This window comes from Pseudomonas sp. RIT-PI-r, assembly GCF_001297015.1.
Classification (GTDB): domain Bacteria; phylum Pseudomonadota; class Gammaproteobacteria; order Pseudomonadales; family Pseudomonadaceae; genus Aquipseudomonas.
Genome location: NZ_LIGE01000047.1, coordinates 73,964 through 89,128 on the forward strand (window position 1 = coordinate 73,964; position 15,165 = coordinate 89,128).

Annotated in this window: 14 protein-coding genes and 2 pseudogenes; 6 read left to right on the plus strand and 10 right to left on the minus strand. The window is 59.5% G+C overall.

Annotated features, from left to right (window positions below; all coding sequences use genetic code 11):
- Nucleotides 1-98: 98 nt before the first annotated feature.
- From AK821_RS27620 to AK821_RS27635, 4 genes and pseudogenes are all read left to right on the plus strand, one after another.
- On the plus strand, nucleotides 99-368 hold the full coding sequence (locus tag AK821_RS27620; RefSeq protein WP_064393073.1) for a hypothetical protein: 270 nt from the start codon (nucleotides 99-101) through the stop codon (nucleotides 366-368).
- A pseudogene (locus tag AK821_RS27625) lies at nucleotides 365-1,104 on the plus strand (zeta toxin family protein). The gene AK821_RS27620 and the pseudogene AK821_RS27625 overlap by 4 nt, the downstream one beginning before the upstream one ends.
- A gap of 189 nt (nucleotides 1,105-1,293) precedes the next feature.
- A complete protein-coding gene (locus tag AK821_RS27630) occupies nucleotides 1,294-2,514 on the plus strand; it encodes an S-type pyocin domain-containing protein (RefSeq protein WP_064393074.1) in 1,221 nt (406 codons plus the stop codon).
- A 7-nt stretch (nucleotides 2,515-2,521) separates the two neighbouring features.
- Complete coding sequence (locus AK821_RS27635) at nucleotides 2,522-2,776, plus strand: colicin E3-like toxin immunity protein (protein WP_064393075.1); 255 nt, start codon at nucleotides 2,522-2,524, stop codon at nucleotides 2,774-2,776.
- 61 nt (nucleotides 2,777-2,837) lie between these two features.
- Here AK821_RS27635 and AK821_RS27640 read toward each other — a convergent pair whose 3' ends face one another.
- Complete coding sequence (locus tag AK821_RS27640) at nucleotides 2,838-3,302, minus strand: glycine zipper 2TM domain-containing protein (protein WP_007918566.1); 465 nt, start codon at nucleotides 3,300-3,302, stop codon at nucleotides 2,838-2,840.
- A gap of 178 nt (nucleotides 3,303-3,480) precedes the next feature.
- Between AK821_RS27640 and AK821_RS27645 the strand changes: the two are divergent.
- Nucleotides 3,481-3,717: pseudogene (locus tag AK821_RS27645) on the plus strand (hypothetical protein).
- Nucleotides 3,718-3,722: 5 nt separating this feature from the next.
- Here the strand turns inward: AK821_RS27645 and pdxH are convergent.
- The 5 genes from pdxH to dinG all read right to left on the minus strand — a co-directional run bounded on the left by pdxH (nucleotide 3,723) and on the right by dinG (nucleotide 11,664).
- A complete protein-coding gene (gene pdxH, locus AK821_RS27650; protein ID WP_064393076.1) occupies nucleotides 3,723-4,370 on the minus strand; it encodes a pyridoxamine 5'-phosphate oxidase in 648 nt (215 codons plus the stop codon).
- A 24-nt stretch (nucleotides 4,371-4,394) separates the two neighbouring features.
- Nucleotides 4,395-5,495, minus strand: a complete 1,101-nt coding sequence (locus AK821_RS27655) for an OmpA family protein (RefSeq protein ID WP_064393077.1) — start codon at nucleotides 5,493-5,495, stop codon at nucleotides 4,395-4,397.
- A 113-nt stretch (nucleotides 5,496-5,608) separates the two neighbouring features.
- On the minus strand, nucleotides 5,609-6,754 hold the full coding sequence (locus tag AK821_RS27660) for a serine hydrolase domain-containing protein (RefSeq protein WP_064393078.1): 1,146 nt from the start codon (nucleotides 6,752-6,754) through the stop codon (nucleotides 5,609-5,611).
- A gap of 189 nt (nucleotides 6,755-6,943) precedes the next feature.
- Nucleotides 6,944-9,424: a beta-galactosidase gene (locus AK821_RS27665; protein ID WP_064393079.1), complete on the minus strand. Its 2,481-nt coding sequence runs from the start codon at nucleotides 9,422-9,424 to the stop codon at nucleotides 6,944-6,946.
- 95 nt (nucleotides 9,425-9,519) lie between these two features.
- Nucleotides 9,520-11,664 carry an ATP-dependent DNA helicase DinG gene (dinG, locus tag AK821_RS27670; protein ID WP_064393080.1) on the minus strand — a complete coding sequence of 715 codons (2,145 nt, stop codon included), beginning with the start codon at nucleotides 11,662-11,664 and terminating at the stop codon, nucleotides 9,520-9,522.
- 99 nt (nucleotides 11,665-11,763) lie between these two features.
- On the opposite strand from dinG, the gene AK821_RS27675 reads away from it, so the two are divergent.
- Nucleotides 11,764-12,222, plus strand: coding sequence for a CopD family protein (locus AK821_RS27675; RefSeq protein ID WP_064393081.1), 459 nt, complete (start codon nucleotides 11,764-11,766; stop codon nucleotides 12,220-12,222).
- Between the two features lie 107 nt (nucleotides 12,223-12,329).
- On the opposite strand, the gene AK821_RS27680 is transcribed toward AK821_RS27675, so the two are convergent.
- The 4 genes from AK821_RS27680 to AK821_RS27695 all read right to left on the minus strand — a co-directional run bounded on the left by AK821_RS27680 (nucleotide 12,330) and on the right by AK821_RS27695 (nucleotide 15,033).
- Nucleotides 12,330-13,088 (minus strand): hypothetical protein, encoded by a 759-nt coding sequence (locus AK821_RS27680; RefSeq protein ID WP_064393082.1) that lies wholly within the window; start codon nucleotides 13,086-13,088, stop codon nucleotides 12,330-12,332.
- Entirely contained in the window at nucleotides 13,081-13,362 is a 282-nt protein-coding gene (locus AK821_RS27685; protein ID WP_064393083.1) for a DUF1145 domain-containing protein, read from the minus strand. Before AK821_RS27685 ends, AK821_RS27680 begins: the two co-directional genes overlap by 8 nt.
- A 163-nt stretch (nucleotides 13,363-13,525) precedes the next feature.
- Nucleotides 13,526-14,248, minus strand: coding sequence for an OmpA family protein (locus tag AK821_RS27690; RefSeq protein ID WP_064393084.1), 723 nt, complete (start codon nucleotides 14,246-14,248; stop codon nucleotides 13,526-13,528).
- Nucleotides 14,249-14,337: 89 nt separating this feature from the next.
- Entirely contained in the window at nucleotides 14,338-15,033 is a 696-nt protein-coding gene (locus AK821_RS27695) for an OmpA family protein (protein WP_064393085.1), read from the minus strand.
- Nucleotides 15,034-15,165: the final 132 nt, after the last annotated feature.

The following is a 15,165-nucleotide window of genomic DNA, read 5'->3' on the forward strand; positions in this document are numbered from 1 at the left end:
AGCCCTTCTATATAGAGGGGCTTGGCTCTGAACCTTGCAAGTGTGCTATATCTTTCATTGACAGCCACACCTACGCAACATCGTTTCTGGAGTCATCCATGTCACGTAAAGCAGAAAAACGCCCAATGACGGACGATCAGATTTCCGTACAGGAATCGCGAATTCCGGATATCGCTCTGAAGGCATTCAGCAACGCGTACAAGATGGCGCTCGCCAATGGCGCCGCGGTGCTCGTTGCTAAAGATGGTCAGCTGTTTGAAGTGACAGAGAAGAGTTCTGTCGCTTTGCGCACAATCGGTACCTACGGAAACCTGAAAAGCGGCACTCGCCTGCACATCAACAAATCCTCGAAACAGGTCACTTCTTGAGCACACCGAGAATACGGATATTCGCTGGGCCCAACGGGTCAGGAAAAAGCACTTTCAATCGACTGGTTCCCGCGCATTTGCTGGGCAACTACATAAATCCTGATGACATAGAGCGCTCAATCAAAGATACCGGTTTTTTTGACTTCACCTCTTATCGTATCGAAGACCACAAGAAGACATTTTTGAGTTTTTCCGTGAGCACGCTTTGCTCAAGAAAGCCCCTCACTCATTGGCAAAGCTGGATTCTCTGACAATTGACGGTGAACGGCTCAGCTTCGCAAATACTGAAATCGACTCCTACGTCGCATCAGCCCTTTCCGACTTCATACGAAGATCTTTGATCAAAGAGCGCATCAGCTTTACGTTTGAAACCGTCATGTCGTCCTCTGACAAGGTCAAACTGCTCGCTGAAGCTCACGCCTCCGGTTACAGAGTGTATGTTTACTACGTCGCTACCGCCGATCCTCAGATCAACATTGCCAGGGTCGCCTATCGAGTCTCACAAGGCGGGCACAGCGTTCCCCCTGAAAAAATAGAAGCGCGGTATTGGAGATCTTTGGAGCTTCTATCTGATGCCATCCTGACCTCCAACAGAGCTTATATTTTCGATAACTCGGATGAAGGTAGCGAGGGCCTCACGCAGATTGCGGAAATCACTGATGGCGAGTTGATTGAAATCAAATCAGATACTCAGCCACCGTGGTTCAAAGAGTTCGTGCTCGACAAATTACTGTAGTGCGCTGAACGAATTTTTCCTGAGGGCTCAATCCTCTGAGTCTCGAACAACAGCCTATCTACAGATCAGAATCCGTCGAACAATCCCCACGTCTTTAGAGACGCGTCCTACAGCCACCATTTTCCTCCTTCGTTAACGTTGCGCAGCCCTTTGCGAAGGGCTGTCGATGGATGAGCGAAAGGACGATCAGTGGCTCGCAACAAGGAGATTCCTCGGGCTCAAAACCCACCGCAAGGCGACGGGCATCACGTCACCTACCGCCATATGACGGCCACTGAACTGGCCGAGCGCGACGCCAGACAAAACGCTTACGACGGCATGCTGGCGCGGCAGGAGGCTTTCGAGCGCAGCCGTGAGGTGGCGGTCAAAAAGACAGAGGCCGTTCGTGCCGGCTGCGTATTCGCCAAGTCCTGCAAATTGCCGGATGCGATTATCGATTACTCCAGTCCTTCGGGGATGGTGCCGACTGACAGCCTGAAGGATTACGGCGACCTGATCCTGCTAGGCGCGCGTGAGGCCGATGAAAACGGCGCAGTTCCTCTAAAGAAAATCGGTGCGACAGCTATTCCAGTTGGGTTTGGCAGTCTGGCGTTGGCGGGATCGGTGTTTGAAGCACTGCCCGCTGCTTTATCTAGTGCGGCTGTTGCGCCTTTAGTTGGTTTGGTTGCGCTGTTCATGCCATCGAGCCTTGGTGACAGCGCGCTCTATACCGACGAACAACTGCGTGGACTTGAACAGGCGCGAACGCGTGTTCGGTTGAGGGTCGAACAGCAGGCCGACGGCTGCCTGAAGGGCTACGGCTTCTACACCGGCAAGAATCGCGATTGGGAAATGGTTGATGTCGTGCAGTTCAAGTTGCGTGGCAGCCAGTTCATTGCTGACTTGGGCGAAGGCGTAGAACTGATCTGGACGCCTGCTGTAGATGGCTCGGACATCCTTGGTATTCCCGCGCTGGAGGCTGCACCGCAGGCACCGAACATCTGGGTTTATCCGCCGACGAAAGCGGCAGAAGGGATTCTGGTTAACCCGGTTTATCCGCCGGAGTACCGGGATTTTATTCTGGTGTTTCCCCCTAACTCCGGGGTTCGGCCGGTTTATATTGTTCTAAATGTTCGACGCCACGGTACCGCCGAAGCTGGACATACCTACCATCCTGCTCCCGAAACACGCGATATCACTGCATTTCCCGGTTTGAGAAGAGCAAAAAAGAAAACCCCATACGCGGGTGGTCTCCGAGATCGCTGGACGGATGCGAAAGGCAGAACAATATATGAATGGGATTTTCTACATGGAGAACTTGAGACGTACCGGGCAAGTGATGGCACTCACTTGGGATCGTTCGACCACAAAACCGGTAAGCAGTTAGATCCGCCAAAAAAGAAGAAACGCAGCATTAAGAAATTTCTATGAGGGGTCTATGGGATTAAGAGCCAGGCTTGAATGGTATGACAAGAAAACTGAACTGGGCGAAGGAGAAGAGTTATCGAAAGACTTCGGTGACGACGGTTCAATTATCGAATCACTTGGAATGCCAATCGAAAATAATGTGAACAACGGAGGATTCGATGTGCCCTCGCAATGGGTCAATATCCTGCAACCCCATTTTAGACAAACCATTGATTTATCCTCTTTCGACTTTCAGGTCGCTTTCGTCTACCGCGACCATTGGTAAGCGACCAACAAAAAACCCCGACCAGTCACCTGATCGGGGTTTTCTTTACCCCGAATTCCGCTTAGTGCGAAACGCGGCTGGTCCCGCCAACGGTGGAGATGCGCACGCGCTCGCCAACGCGGAACACTTCATTCTCCTGAACCTGCTGCACGTAGGCACGCATGCTGCCGTCGTCTTCACGCACGGTGATTTCCACACCCTGGGTACGGGTCAGACCTTCTTCAGTCGCCGAGCCGATCAGGCCACCGGCCACCGCACCGATGACCGCAGCAACGATGCTGCCCTTGCCGCCGCCGATAGCGCTGCCGCCAACACCGCCGACTGCCGCACCGGCGAGGCCGCCGATCGGGGTTTTGGTGCCTTCGATCTTGACCGGGCGCAGGGATTCGATGGTGCCCATGCGAATCGTCTGCACGCGACGCGCTTCGTCACGGGAGTAGGAGTCACCGGTCAGGCTCGATTGGCAGCCGGTAAGCAACATCGCCATCGTGGAAAAGGAAGCAACCAGCAGAACAGACTTACGCATAGCATCAACTCCAAAGAAACATATAGTCATTAAACTCCGTGGCTTGACGCCTGTCACGACGCAGCCCGGACAAATTCGCTTTCATTCAGGCGCGGTACAGACGCCGCACGCATTCCCTGACATAGCCCTACAGTAGCGCCAAATTGCCGATTCTGCGCCACCCGACCCCAGGATTTTCATGGATTACTTCATCATCGTCGTCACCACGGCCGCCGGTTTGTACTTCCATTGGTGGTTGTACGTGCGGATCAAACGCTGGATGGATCGCGACCTGGCGCTGTCATTGGCCGGCAAGGACGAGGGCAAACGCGCCTTCATGCTCGAACAGTTGGCGAACGCTTAGGCGCAGAAGATCAAGCGCCGGGATCTGCCGAAGTGGCTGGAGGCCGCAGCGGCAGGCTATCCCGCTCGGTAGACTGTTCAGGGTGCCAGACGTTCAAGAATCCAGTCGGCGCCCTGCACACGGTAGTTGAGGCGATCGTGCAGACGGCTCGGACGGCCCTGCCAGAACTCGATGCGCTCAGGCAGCAAGCGGTAACCGCCCCAATGTTCGGGGCAGTCGGGTTGGCTATCGGAGAAACGCTGTTCGGTGGCTTTGAGCAGATCTTCCAGTTCACCGCGCCCGTTGATCACCCGGCTCTGCGGTGATGCCCAGGCACCGAGACGGCTGCCCAGCGGACGCACCTGATAATACGCATCGGACTCCGCAGGGGTGACCTTCACCACCCGCCCTTCGATGCGCACTTGGCGCTCGAGGGTCGGCCAGAAGAAGGTCATGGCAGCGAACGGGTTGGCCGCCAGATGCTGGCCCTTGGCGCTGTCGTAGTTGGTGAAGAAGGTGAAGCCCTGCTCGTCCAGCCCCTTGAGCAGCAGAATGCGGCAATGCGGTCGCCCAGCCATGTCGACCGTGGCCAGGGTCATGGCGTTGGCTTCCACCGGTGCCTGTTCGGTTTTCACCGCGTCGGCGAACCACTGATGGAACAACGCAAACGGCTCGGCCGGGGCTTGCGCCTCGGTCAGACCATCCCGGGTGTAATCACGACGCATATCTGCCAGAGCCTGGGTCATGGCGCATTCCTTTTCGTTAGCGGATCACTTCTTGGTGGTATCGGTCGCGGCGACTTTCTTGTCGGTCGCGGCGGCTTTGGCTGGTGCAGTTTTCTTCGCTGGGGCCTTGGCTGGAGCTTTTTTCGCTGGAGCCTTGGCAGCGGTTTTCTTGGCCGGAGCCTTTTTGGTTGCCGGAACAGCAGCTTTTTTCGCCGCAGGAGCCGGGGTTACCGGTTTGGCAGCTGGCTTGACGTCTTGCGCCGCGACCAGGGTCACCGGCTTCGGCGCGGGCATGTTGTACTTGCTCAGCAGCGCGACCATGGTGTTCTGTGGGGTCACCAGCAGTTCGACACGACGGTTCAGGGCACGACCTTCAACGCTGTCGTTGGCGGCGCGCGGCGCTTCGGAACCCATGCCGCGCAGCATCAGGCGATCACGCTGCAAGCCGCTGAGACGGAAGATCGCCGCAATGGACTGGGCACGTTCCTGGCTCAGTTTGATGTTGGCAGGCGCGGCACCACTGGAATCGCTGTGGCCAAGAACCAGCACGGCGGTTTTCGGGTCGGCTTCAAGGATTTTTGCTACACGAGTGAACGGGCCAAGGGTGACCGGCAGCAGCATGGCTGGACGATCCGGGTTGAACGAGCCTTCGACGGGGGCAGTCACGACCAGCACGTTTTCACGGCGTTCGAGTTGCAGGTTGCTGTCCTTGACCGCTTCACGCAGGCGCGGCTCGTAGTCATCCAGCCAGGCTTGAGTGACTTTCGGATCGGGCATCGGCACCGCTTTAGTGGTCGGCTGATCCTTGCCGCCGAACGGCCACCACCATTTGCTGCCGGTATCGGCGTCAGCCTTGGCCACGGCAACCGGTTTCCTGGCTTCAGGCGCTACTTCTGCCTTCATGTCAGCTTTGGCGGCTTCGTCATCGGAACCGAACGGCCAGTACCAAGGGTTGCTGCTTTCAGTTTTGGCCACCGGTGCAGTCGCCGCCGGCTTCAAAGGCGCCGGAGCCGGCTCCTTGGCCGCCACTTTGTCGGAAGAACCGAACGGCCACCAACTGCTGCCGTCCGCATCGTTTTTAGGGGTCTGTGCGCAACCGGTGATCGCTACACACAGGGCCAGGGCGAGGGTCTTTTTCGATGACATTGAAAATCCACAAAATGAAGTAATGAAAAATCAGAGCACTTTCGCCCGGATAAACAGCCGTTTTGAAACGAAAAACCGCTTGAGGTTCCGACCCTGGGACCTCGGATGAAACTTTACAGACAAGTGGCAAGTACCCGCGCGAGCTTCTGCGCACGCGGATCCATCAAGACGTATGGCCCAAGGGTATTTGTCACAAAACCGAAGGCGACATCATGCTCAGGATCAGCAAAACCGATGGAACCGCCCGCGCCCGGATGGCCGAATGCACGAGGACCGAGGCCGTAGGTAGCGTTGGGCACGTCCGGTTGATCGAGCATGCAGCCCAGACCGAAACGGGTCTGGGTCAACAGTGTCTTGTCTTCGCCGAGGCTGTGTTCGCGGGTCAGCTCTTCAAGCATGTCGCTTTCGAGCAGACTGCCGTCGAGCAGGCCCGCGTAGAAACCGGCCAGACTGCGCGCATTGCCGTGGCCATTGGCCGCCGGTTGCTGCATGCGCCGCCATTCCGGTTTGTTGGTGCTGGTGAGCACTGAAGGTGGGTTGGTAAAAGCGCGGGTGGTCATCGCGGCGGGCTCGCGCATGGTCACCTGCAGCAGGCGTTGCGCGGCGGCATCGCCAGCGTTGCCCTTGCCGCGGGCAATGTGCGCCACGCGGTGGAACTCTTCGTCAGCCAGACCGACATGAAAATCCAGACCCAGAGGTTTAGCGACACGAGCGACGATGGATTCACCCGGCCCACGACCGTCGGCGCGGCGCAGCAGCTCGCCGATCAGCCAGCCGTAAGTGATTGCGGCGTAACCGTGGCCAGTACCTGGCGTCCACCATGGCGCTTCGGCCGCAAGAGCGTCGACCATGGTTTGCCAGTCATACAGCGCTTCCGGCGCCAGCAATTCACGCAGAGCTGGCAGACCGGCCTGGTGGCAGAGCAATTGGCGCAGGGTCACGGATTCTTTGCCGGCGGCGGCGAATTCCGGCCAGTAGCGCGCAACCGGAACATCCAGTTGCAGCTTGCCTTCGCCGACCAGTTGCAGCGCGGTGACCGCAGTAAACGTTTTGGTGCAGGAGAACAGATTGGCAATGGTGTCGCTGTGCCAGGCCTCGGCGCCGTCCTTGTCAGCAGTACCGGACCAGAGGTCGAGGACAGTCTCTCCGCCGACCTTGATGCACAGGGCTGCGCCGCGTTCCTGGGGATCGTCGAACAGTGCGGCGAAGGCTTCGCGCACCGCTTCGAATTGAAGCTCGTAATGTCCCTGAATCTGCACCCGCAACTCCCCCGCGAAAACGCTCTACAAAGTGGCCCGCATTGTTCCAGCCCTTGAGGGATTTGGGAACAGCTGCGGGCCAGACGGTTAAAAGCCAAGTCAAAAGATCGCAGCCTGCGGCAGCTCCTACATGGATTGCGTTTCCATGTAGGAGCTGCCGCAGCTGCGATCTTGTTAGAGCATCACAGGTTAGTGACCATTGCCGGAATGACCACCGGCATGCCCTGCCCCCGGACCTTTACCGGCTTCGCCTTTGCGGCCGCCCTCAGCCTCATGCCCCGCTGCGGCGGCCGCTTTCTCAGCCTCTTTGCCAAGCTGATCAAGCGCCTGCAAATTGCTCTTGCGCACCGATTCGACGAAACCCTGATACGGCAGATCTGTCACCCCGACCAGACCGAAATGACCGTTCTCGCCATCCAGCAAACGCCCGGTCACCGGTTGATCCAGATACTGGAACCAGTGCACGCCGACAATCGAAGGCTCGCTCAAGGCCTGCTTGAGGAAATTGGCATACGCCGGGCCACGATCCTCTTCCTTGCTCAGTTGCGTCACGCCGCCCCAGAACGGGCCGCGATCAGCGGAGCCGAAGTTGAACTCGGTAATCAACACCGGTTTGTCCAAAGCCCCCAGCGCGGCAAAGTCATAACCATCCTGCGGCGTGAGCGTGTACATATTGAAACTCAGCACATCGCAATACTGCGCGCAGGACGCCACGGCTTCCGGGGTGCTGATCGCAAAGCGCCCGCCCAACAGCATCTGATTCGGCGCGTGCCATTTCAGCGAATCGGAGATGGTCTTGAAGTAGGTGTCGGCAAAGACCTTCTGGAAATATTTGAAGTCCGCTTCGATTTCCGGGTGTTCGGGATTCGGCAATGGCGGCACAAAACCCGGGTCTTCCATCAGCTCCCACGCCGGCAGATCAATGCCCCATGCCTTCGACAACCCGGCCTGATTGCGGTACTTGTCGCGCAACTGCTTGAGGAACGCGCGCTTGGCCGGCACGTCGGTGGTCATCTTCAACGTGCCGTAAGCCAAGGCGTAACGCGATTTCGGATCGTCGCCCGGCCCGGCCCAGGCCAATTCGTTGTCAGCGTAATAACCGATCAGCCAAGGATCATCGCGATGGTCGCGGGCGGCGATGGCCACGGCACGCTCGGTGGCCATGGCGAAACGCGGATCGAACGGATCCGGCATGCCGCCCCACCAGTCGCTGCCGGTGCTGATGCTGGTGTAGTCGCCGACAATCGACAGCGGCAAGGTGTACGGCACGCGTTCGGCTTCACTGAGCGAATCGGCGCTCCAGTTGCCGACCGTGTTGAAACCCCAGGCTTGCAGGCGATCAAGCGTGTGGTTGGCCCACTGCGACTCATCAATAGTTGCTTTGCACGGTGCGGCAGCCGGTTCGCTGGCCACTTGCACGGTTTCAGTCTTGGCCGCTTCGGCGACGCCTGACTTCGGCTCAGCCGGCACAGCGACAGGTTCTGATGCCTTGGCGGCAGCGCTTTCTGCCGCTTCAGTCTTCGCCGCTTCAGCGACCCCGGATTTACTCTCGCTGTCCCCTTTGCACGGCTCGCCGTACACGCGCTGCAGGTTGGCGCCGTAGAAGTCATACCAACGCCCGTTGCCGTAGCCTCGACCTTGATCTGCGCCATTGCCGCCACGGTTGTCGCCTTCACCAAAGTGACTGGCCAGCGGCTCATCCGGTTTCGGCAAGGATTCGAACATGAATTCGCGACCCGCCACATAAGTCTGGCTGACGTCCGGGCTGACAGTGTTGACGCCGAGGGAGTAGAACGGATGCCCCTCAGGCGTGACCAGGTACCAGCGGCCGTCACGTTTTTCGGTGCGGAAGAAACCGCTGGCCTTGAACGCCGGGCCTTTGCTCCAGCCACCGAACTTGTCCAGCGATGACTTTTCGCGCTCGGCCAGCCAGGTTTTCAGCTGTTGCTGTTCCTTGGCGGCAGCGGATTTAAGCTGTTCATCGTTAGCGATTTTTTCTGGCCACTTGCTGCGAGTCGATTGCCCGTAAGCGTCGACCAGATTGCCATACACCGCTTGGCTGACCGACTCGCCGTCCTGCACGCCGAAACGCTCAAGCAGCAAGCTCTGCGCGACTTTCGGCTGATCCATCGACAAACTCACCGACACTACTTGGCTGCGATCAATCTCGCCGCTGCTGCTGGCCAGCAAAATGCGCTGACCATCGACAGTCATCGGCATCGGCGGGCCGGCCTTCATGCCTTGGCTCAACGGCGCAGTAGCCACTAGTGGCACCAGCAACGTCTGCGCAGGACCGGCCGGCAGATCGACGCGGCTGACCAGTGTGCGGCCGTCATTGCTCTGGATTTGCACGTAAACGGTAACCGCCCAGTTCATCGCACTCTGCAGGCGCAGGGTCATCATCCCCGACTGCGACCAGTCCCACGCACCGGTTTGCGGCGTCAAACGCAAGGTCGGGCGGGCCACCGGGTTGAAGATCACACGGCGCAGCACTTCGCCCTCGGGGGTTTGCTCGGCGTTGGCTTGCGGCAGATCAGCATTTTCGGTGGCGATTTTCACCACGTCGGCAGGACGGACAAAGTTGAACAGGGTCTGCTGCCCCGCAGGCGCCGCGAGTAGCGGCGTGGCGAAGATCAAGGCGAATACGGCAGGCAACGAACGGCGGATCATAAGAACGGAGTTCTCCCTAACGACCAACATTGGCCAATGGAAAAGTGATGGCAGAGAGATAGACAACACGGCGGGCAAAACTGCCCACCGTTGTCTCAGGATATTTCACGACGGAAAGGCGGCAACGCATTGAGGATCGCCTTGCCATAGCGCTGGGTGACCAGGCGCCGATCCAGCAAAGTGATGGTGCCGCGGTCTTCTTCGGTGCGCAGCAGACGCCCGCAAGCCTGAACCAGCTTCAGCGAGGCATCGGGCACGGAGATTTCCATGAACGGATTGCCGCCACGGGCCTCGATCCACTCCGACAGCGCCGCTTCGACCGGATCATCCGGCACCGAAAACGGGATCTTGGCGATTACCACGTGCTCGCAGTAGGCACCCGGCAAGTCGACACCCTCGGCGAAACTGGCGAGACCGAACAGCACGCTGGAATCACCGCCATCGACCCGCGCCTTGTGCTTGTTCAGGGTTTCCTGTTTCGACAGGTTGCCTTGAATGAACACTTGCTTGCGCCAGTCGCGATCGAGGCCGTCGAACACGTCCTGCATCTGTTTGCGCGAAGAGAAAAGCACCAGGGTGCCGCGCGAACCTTCGACCAGGTCCGGCAGCTCACGAATGATCGCTGCCGTGTGTGCGGCGGCATCGCGTGGATCGGCCTTCAGATCGGGCACGCGCAGCACACCGGCGTCGGCGTGATGGAACGGGCTCGGCACCACCGCGGTGACGGCTTTTTTCGGCAGACCGGCGCGCATGCGGAAGCGATCGAAAGTGCCCAAAGCAGTCAATGTTGCCGATGTAACGAGACAACCGTAAGCGACATTCCACAGGCTACGGCGCAAGGTTTCCGCCGCCAGAATCGGGCTGGCGTTGACCTCGATGTCGAACAGCGAACCGCTTTCGGCCAGGGTCAGCCAGCGCGCCATTGGGGGGCTGTCTTCCGGATCTTCGGCGGTGAACGCCGTCCACAATTCCCAGTTGCCGGAGGCGCGAGACAACAGGCTGCCGAACAGCGGATACCACTCTTCGGCCTGATTGCTGGCGATGCCGATGTTGACCTCGCCGTCCATGCCTTCCTTGAGCAGGTCGGTCAGGCGCGTGAACAGATCATTGAGGCGCGAAAAGCCCTTTTTCAGCTCGATGCCCATTTCGCGGATGTGCTCGGGAATCACCCCGGCGACAAAACGATAACGCGGCCGCTCACGGCCCTCGACATCTTCGCCGGGCTTGAAGTCGGCAACCTGCTCGCAGGCGCTGAACATGAACTGTTGCTGGGCCTTGATCTCCCGCGCCAGTTCCGGCACTTGTTCGATCAACTTGCCGAGATCGCCCGGCAGCGGATGCTGGGCCAGCAGCTTGGTCAGGTTTTTCGCCGTGGTTTCCAGCCAGTCGGCAGTGGAACGCAGGCGCGTGTAGTGAGCGAAGTGGCCGATCGCCTTGTCCGGCAAGTGATGGCCTTCGTCGAACACGTAAATGGTGTCGCGCGGATCGGGCAGTACCGCACCGCCGCCCAAAGCGAGGTCAGCCAGGACCATGTCGTGGTTGGTGACGATCACGTCGACCTTGCCCATGCCTTCGCGGGCCTTGTAGAAGGCGCACTGGCCGAAGTTCGGGCAATGACGGTTGGTGCACTGGCTGTGATCGGTGGTCAGACGCGCCCAATCGGCGTCTTCCAGCGCATTTGGCCAACTGTCACGATCGCCGTCCCACTTATTGCCGGCGAGTTTCTCGATCATGCTGGTGAACAGCTTCTGACTGGCCTCATCGACCTCGATCTTGAAGCCTTCTTCTTCGAACAGCTGCGCGGTGGCAGTTTGCGCGTGGCCTTCCTGCAGGAGCATGTCGAGTTTGGACAGGCACATGTAGCGGCCACGGCCCTTGGCCAGCGCGAAGCTGAAGTTCAGCCCGCTGTTGCGCATCAGGTCAGGCAAATCCTTGTAGACGATCTGTTCCTGCAGCGCCACGGTCGCGGTGGCGATGACCAAGCGTTTGCCGGCGAGCTTGGCGGTCGGAATCGCGGCCAGGCTGTAGGCCACTGTCTTGCCGGTACCGGTGCCGGCTTCCACCGCAACAATCGCGGGGTCGCCACTGCGCCGGCCTTCGTCGTCGGTGTCGATATCCCCGAGGACTTTGGCGATTTCAGCGATCATCAGGCGCTGGCCGTAACGCGGCTTGAGGCTCTTGGCCTCTAGAAAACGCGAGTAGGCGCCCTGGATCGTGGTTTTGAGTTCAGTGCTGATCATGAATTTTCGGGCGCAAAAAACGCTGGATAAATTTTCAGTGGTTTCGGATGGCGGCTATCATACCCCGCTAATTAATCCCGCGCAGAACGGAGTGCCCCAATGACACCTTTTAGCCTCGTCTATCCCCTGCATGTGCTGTCCGCCCTGGTCTGGGTCGGCGGCATGTTTTTCGCCTGGATAGTCTTGCGCCCGGCGGCTGTGAAGGCCCTCGATGGCCCTGCCCGGCTGACCTTGTGGGTGGAAGTGTTTCAAGGTTTTTTCCGCTGGGTCTGGGTTGCGGTGATCCTGCTGCCGATCAGCGGCGTGGGCATGTTGCATTTGCAGCAGGTCGGGTTCGAGACCGCGCCGAAATATGTGCAGGTGATGATGGGCTTGTATGTGGTGATGACGGCGCTGTTTATCCGCATTCAGGGGTTGATGCTGCCGGAGCTGCGGAAAGCGGTGGAAGCGAAGGACTGGCCGGCGGGTGCGGCGGTGCTGGGGCGGATTCGGCGGGTGGTGGGGCTTAATCTGATTGTCGGGCTGGTGCTGGTGGCGATTGCGGCGGCAAGACCGTGATCGTTCCCACGCTCTGCGTGGGAATGCCGCAAGGGACGCTCTGCGTCCAGTGACGCGGAGCGTCACGGGCTGTGTTCCCACGCGGAGCGTGGGAACAATCAGTGATCTTACAGGCGCTGCACAGTCACAGCCCCCGCCGCCCCCACCGGCCCAGGCTGTCCATCCGCCCCGGCCTTGCCGTTCTTGCCGCCATCGGCGCGGTACACCAGACAACCCTTGGACTTGCCGCCCTTGCCTGCCTTGCCGCCAACACCCGCCGGGCCACCGGCACCGCCAGCAACATTGACCTTGATCAGCTCGGCCGGAAATTCGCGCGGCACTTCAAGGCGCACCAGCGCCCCCGGTGCGCCTGGCTGCCCGTCCCTGCCGTTGCTGCCATCAAACCCGTGCCCGGCCGAGCCATAGGTGCAGCCCGGGTCTTCACCGTTGCCGCCGTCCAGCCCGACAAAACCCGGCGCGCCGGTGCCGCCACGGGCATCGCCCAACAGTTGCGGCGCGTTCAACGCCTTGAATTGCAGATTCAGATTGCGGCCGGCTCGGGCGGCTTTTTCATAAGTGCCCGGCGCTCCACGCGCAGTAATCTGGCTGCCATCGCTCAGCTCTGCGCGAACGACCTTCATGTCCAAAGCGTTCTCGCCCGGAACGATCGCGATGCGTGCTTCATGGCCAAGACGCAACTCACCGACACTCAACTCGGTCACGTTGGCCGGAATCAGCAGCGTGCCGTAATCAGCGACTTCGAGTTTCTCCAGTTGCAAGGTACTGGCGGTGTTGGGCAGGCGCATCAGCGAATTGGTTTCGACGCTGACCACTTGGGCGCAGGCCAAAGGGCTGATGAATGCAGCGAGCAAGCAAAGTTTACGCATGGGAAGAAGCCTCCGGAGCGGCCGGGGCCGGGATGGTTTGCAGGTGGAATACGCCGAACAACAGGATGCGGCCACGGTCACGCCAAGGGTGCGGACGGCCTTTGAGGCTGCGGTTGCACAGCAACACTTCGAGTACATGGATCAGCAACAACAGACCGCCGGCCAGATTGACCAACAGATTCAACGGATGTACGAACGGCACCAGCTGATTGGCCAGCACCACGCAGCAGAACAGCAGGGTCAACAACCGCCCCAGCCCCCAGAACACTTTCATACGCTCCCCCGTGTTGCGAATTATTCTTTGGGCGCACAGTAACGGCTTCTGCGGGGGATAAGCCAGAGGGGCAATTGAAAAAAAACCTGTCGCCTGCCAAATGGCTGCCGAAACGACGCCGATCGTCGTCCGGCAGCTCTAGCCTGCGCCCTACAGACGCGTCCTAACGATTGATGTGCAACTCCACCCGGCGGTTCTGCGCGCGGCCTTCATCGGTGGCGTTATCGGCGACCGGCTCGCTTTCACCGCGCCCCTCACTGGTGAGTTTGTTCGGCGCCAGGCCCTGGCTCAGCAGATAAGCGGCGACACTGCTCGCACGCCGTTCCGACAATGCCTGGTTGTAGGCATCCGACCCTTTACTGTCGGTGTGACCGATGACCTTGATGCTCACCACGTCGGCATTGCGCAGTTTGTCCATCAGCGTATCGAGCTGGGCTTTGGCAGCCGGGGTCAGGTCGGACTTGTCGAAATCGAACAGCACATTGCCGGCATCGCTGAGTGTGATGACTTCCGTCTGCGGTGCAGGCTCCGGCACTTTTTCCGTGACCGGGTATTGCGGTAGAGGGCAACCACGGTGATCGACCGGGGTATTGGCCGGCGTATCCGGGCAACGGTCGCGGCGGTCGAACACGCCGTCGTCGTCTTCATCGCCGTCCTGGGCGTAACAGATCAGTCCGCCGGTGAGTATCCCCAGCGCCGCACCGCCGCCGGCCCAGCCAGCACTTTCAATGGCGCCGAGACCGCCACCGACCAGCCCGCCGATAAGGCTGCAGATCGGCCACGTACGTTGATTGAGGGGGGCATCGCCATCGCTGTGAGTGGCGCAACCGGTGAGCAAGCTGCCTAACAGCAGTACCGGCAAGACGGACCTTGAGAAAACAGTCATTGTGAAAGCTCCTGTGTCACCGGCCCATACCGGTTACACAGGAGTAAAGACCCGCATCCGCGACTGCACAAGCCGCGGATGCGAGAGGTCTAGCGGACGATTTTGATTTCGGTACGACGGTTTTGCGCACGACCGTCAGCGGATTTGTTGTCGGCCACAGGCTGGCTTTCACCCAGACCGGACACCGAAACGAAGCTGGCGCGCGGCACACCTTGCTGAATCAGGTAGTCCACCACCGAGTGGGCGCGACGATCCGACAGTTTCTTGTTGTAGGCATCGCTGCCCACGCTGTCGGTATGGCCGGTCACGGTCAGTTGTGCTGTAGAGGATTCCTGTTTCAGGCGCGTGGCGACCTTGTCGAGTACTTGCTTGTCAGGGCCGGTCAATGTGGCTTTGTCGAACTGGAAGTGCACATCACGGATGACAATGGTTTCTTCCTTGACCACTACAGCTTCTTCGACCACAGGTGCAGGCGTTGGTGGAGGGCAACCGTCAGCGTCGACCTGTACGCCTTTAGGCGTGCCCGGGCACTTGTCGCGACTGTCCGGCACGCCATCGCCATCTTCGTCGCCATCACCGTGCACCCAGCAATAAGCCGCTGCCGTGCCACCGATCAGCAACGCGCCGTAGCCGGCCCACGCCGAACTCTCGGTCGCGCCGAGACCGGCACCCACCACACCACCGACCGCCGCACAGGTCGGCCAGTCGGTTTTCTGCAAACCTGCACAACCAGTCAACACACTGGTTAGCAGAATCAAAGGTAATGCTGTCCGAACTATGCTCATCTGGTTTTCTCCTGAGGGATCGGCTTAGAACCGATTCAGGGAGTAAAGACCGGAGTTTTAATCTCCGCCAGCAATAGGCCACCGCTGTTTGCGAGCGTGTTCACAGGACTTTGACGCTTTTGCCGCAAACCC

Excerpts from the sequence above, each read along its gene's own strand:
- AK821_RS27685 (WP_064393083.1), bottom strand. The coding sequence starts at position 13,362 with ATGAAAGTGTTCTGGGGGCTGGGGCGGTTGTTGACCCTGCTGTTCTGC.
- AK821_RS27680 (WP_064393082.1), bottom strand. The coding sequence starts at position 13,088 with ATGCGTAAACTTTGCTTGCTCGCTGCATTCATCAGCCCTTTGGCCTGC.
- dinG (WP_064393080.1), bottom strand. The coding sequence starts at position 11,664 with ATGATCAGCACTGAACTCAAAACCACGATCCAGGGCGCCTACTCGCGT.
- AK821_RS27640 (WP_007918566.1), bottom strand. The coding sequence starts at position 3,302 with ATGCGTAAGTCTGTTCTGCTGGTTGCTTCCTTTTCCACGATGGCGATG.
- AK821_RS27675 (WP_064393081.1), top strand. The coding sequence starts at position 11,764 with ATGACACCTTTTAGCCTCGTCTATCCCCTGCATGTGCTGTCCGCCCTG.
- AK821_RS27620 (WP_064393073.1), top strand. The coding sequence starts at position 99 with ATGTCACGTAAAGCAGAAAAACGCCCAATGACGGACGATCAGATTTCC.
- AK821_RS27690 (WP_064393084.1), bottom strand. The coding sequence starts at position 14,248 with ATGACTGTTTTCTCAAGGTCCGTCTTGCCGGTACTGCTGTTAGGCAGC.
- AK821_RS27695 (WP_064393085.1), bottom strand. The coding sequence starts at position 15,033 with ATGAGCATAGTTCGGACAGCATTACCTTTGATTCTGCTAACCAGTGTG.
- pdxH (WP_064393076.1), bottom strand. The coding sequence starts at position 4,370 with ATGACCCAGGCTCTGGCAGATATGCGTCGTGATTACACCCGGGATGGT.
- AK821_RS27665 (WP_064393079.1), bottom strand. The coding sequence starts at position 9,424 with ATGATCCGCCGTTCGTTGCCTGCCGTATTCGCCTTGATCTTCGCCACG.
- AK821_RS27655 (WP_064393077.1), bottom strand. The coding sequence starts at position 5,495 with ATGTCATCGAAAAAGACCCTCGCCCTGGCCCTGTGTGTAGCGATCACC.
- AK821_RS27635 (WP_064393075.1), top strand. The coding sequence starts at position 2,522 with ATGGGATTAAGAGCCAGGCTTGAATGGTATGACAAGAAAACTGAACTG.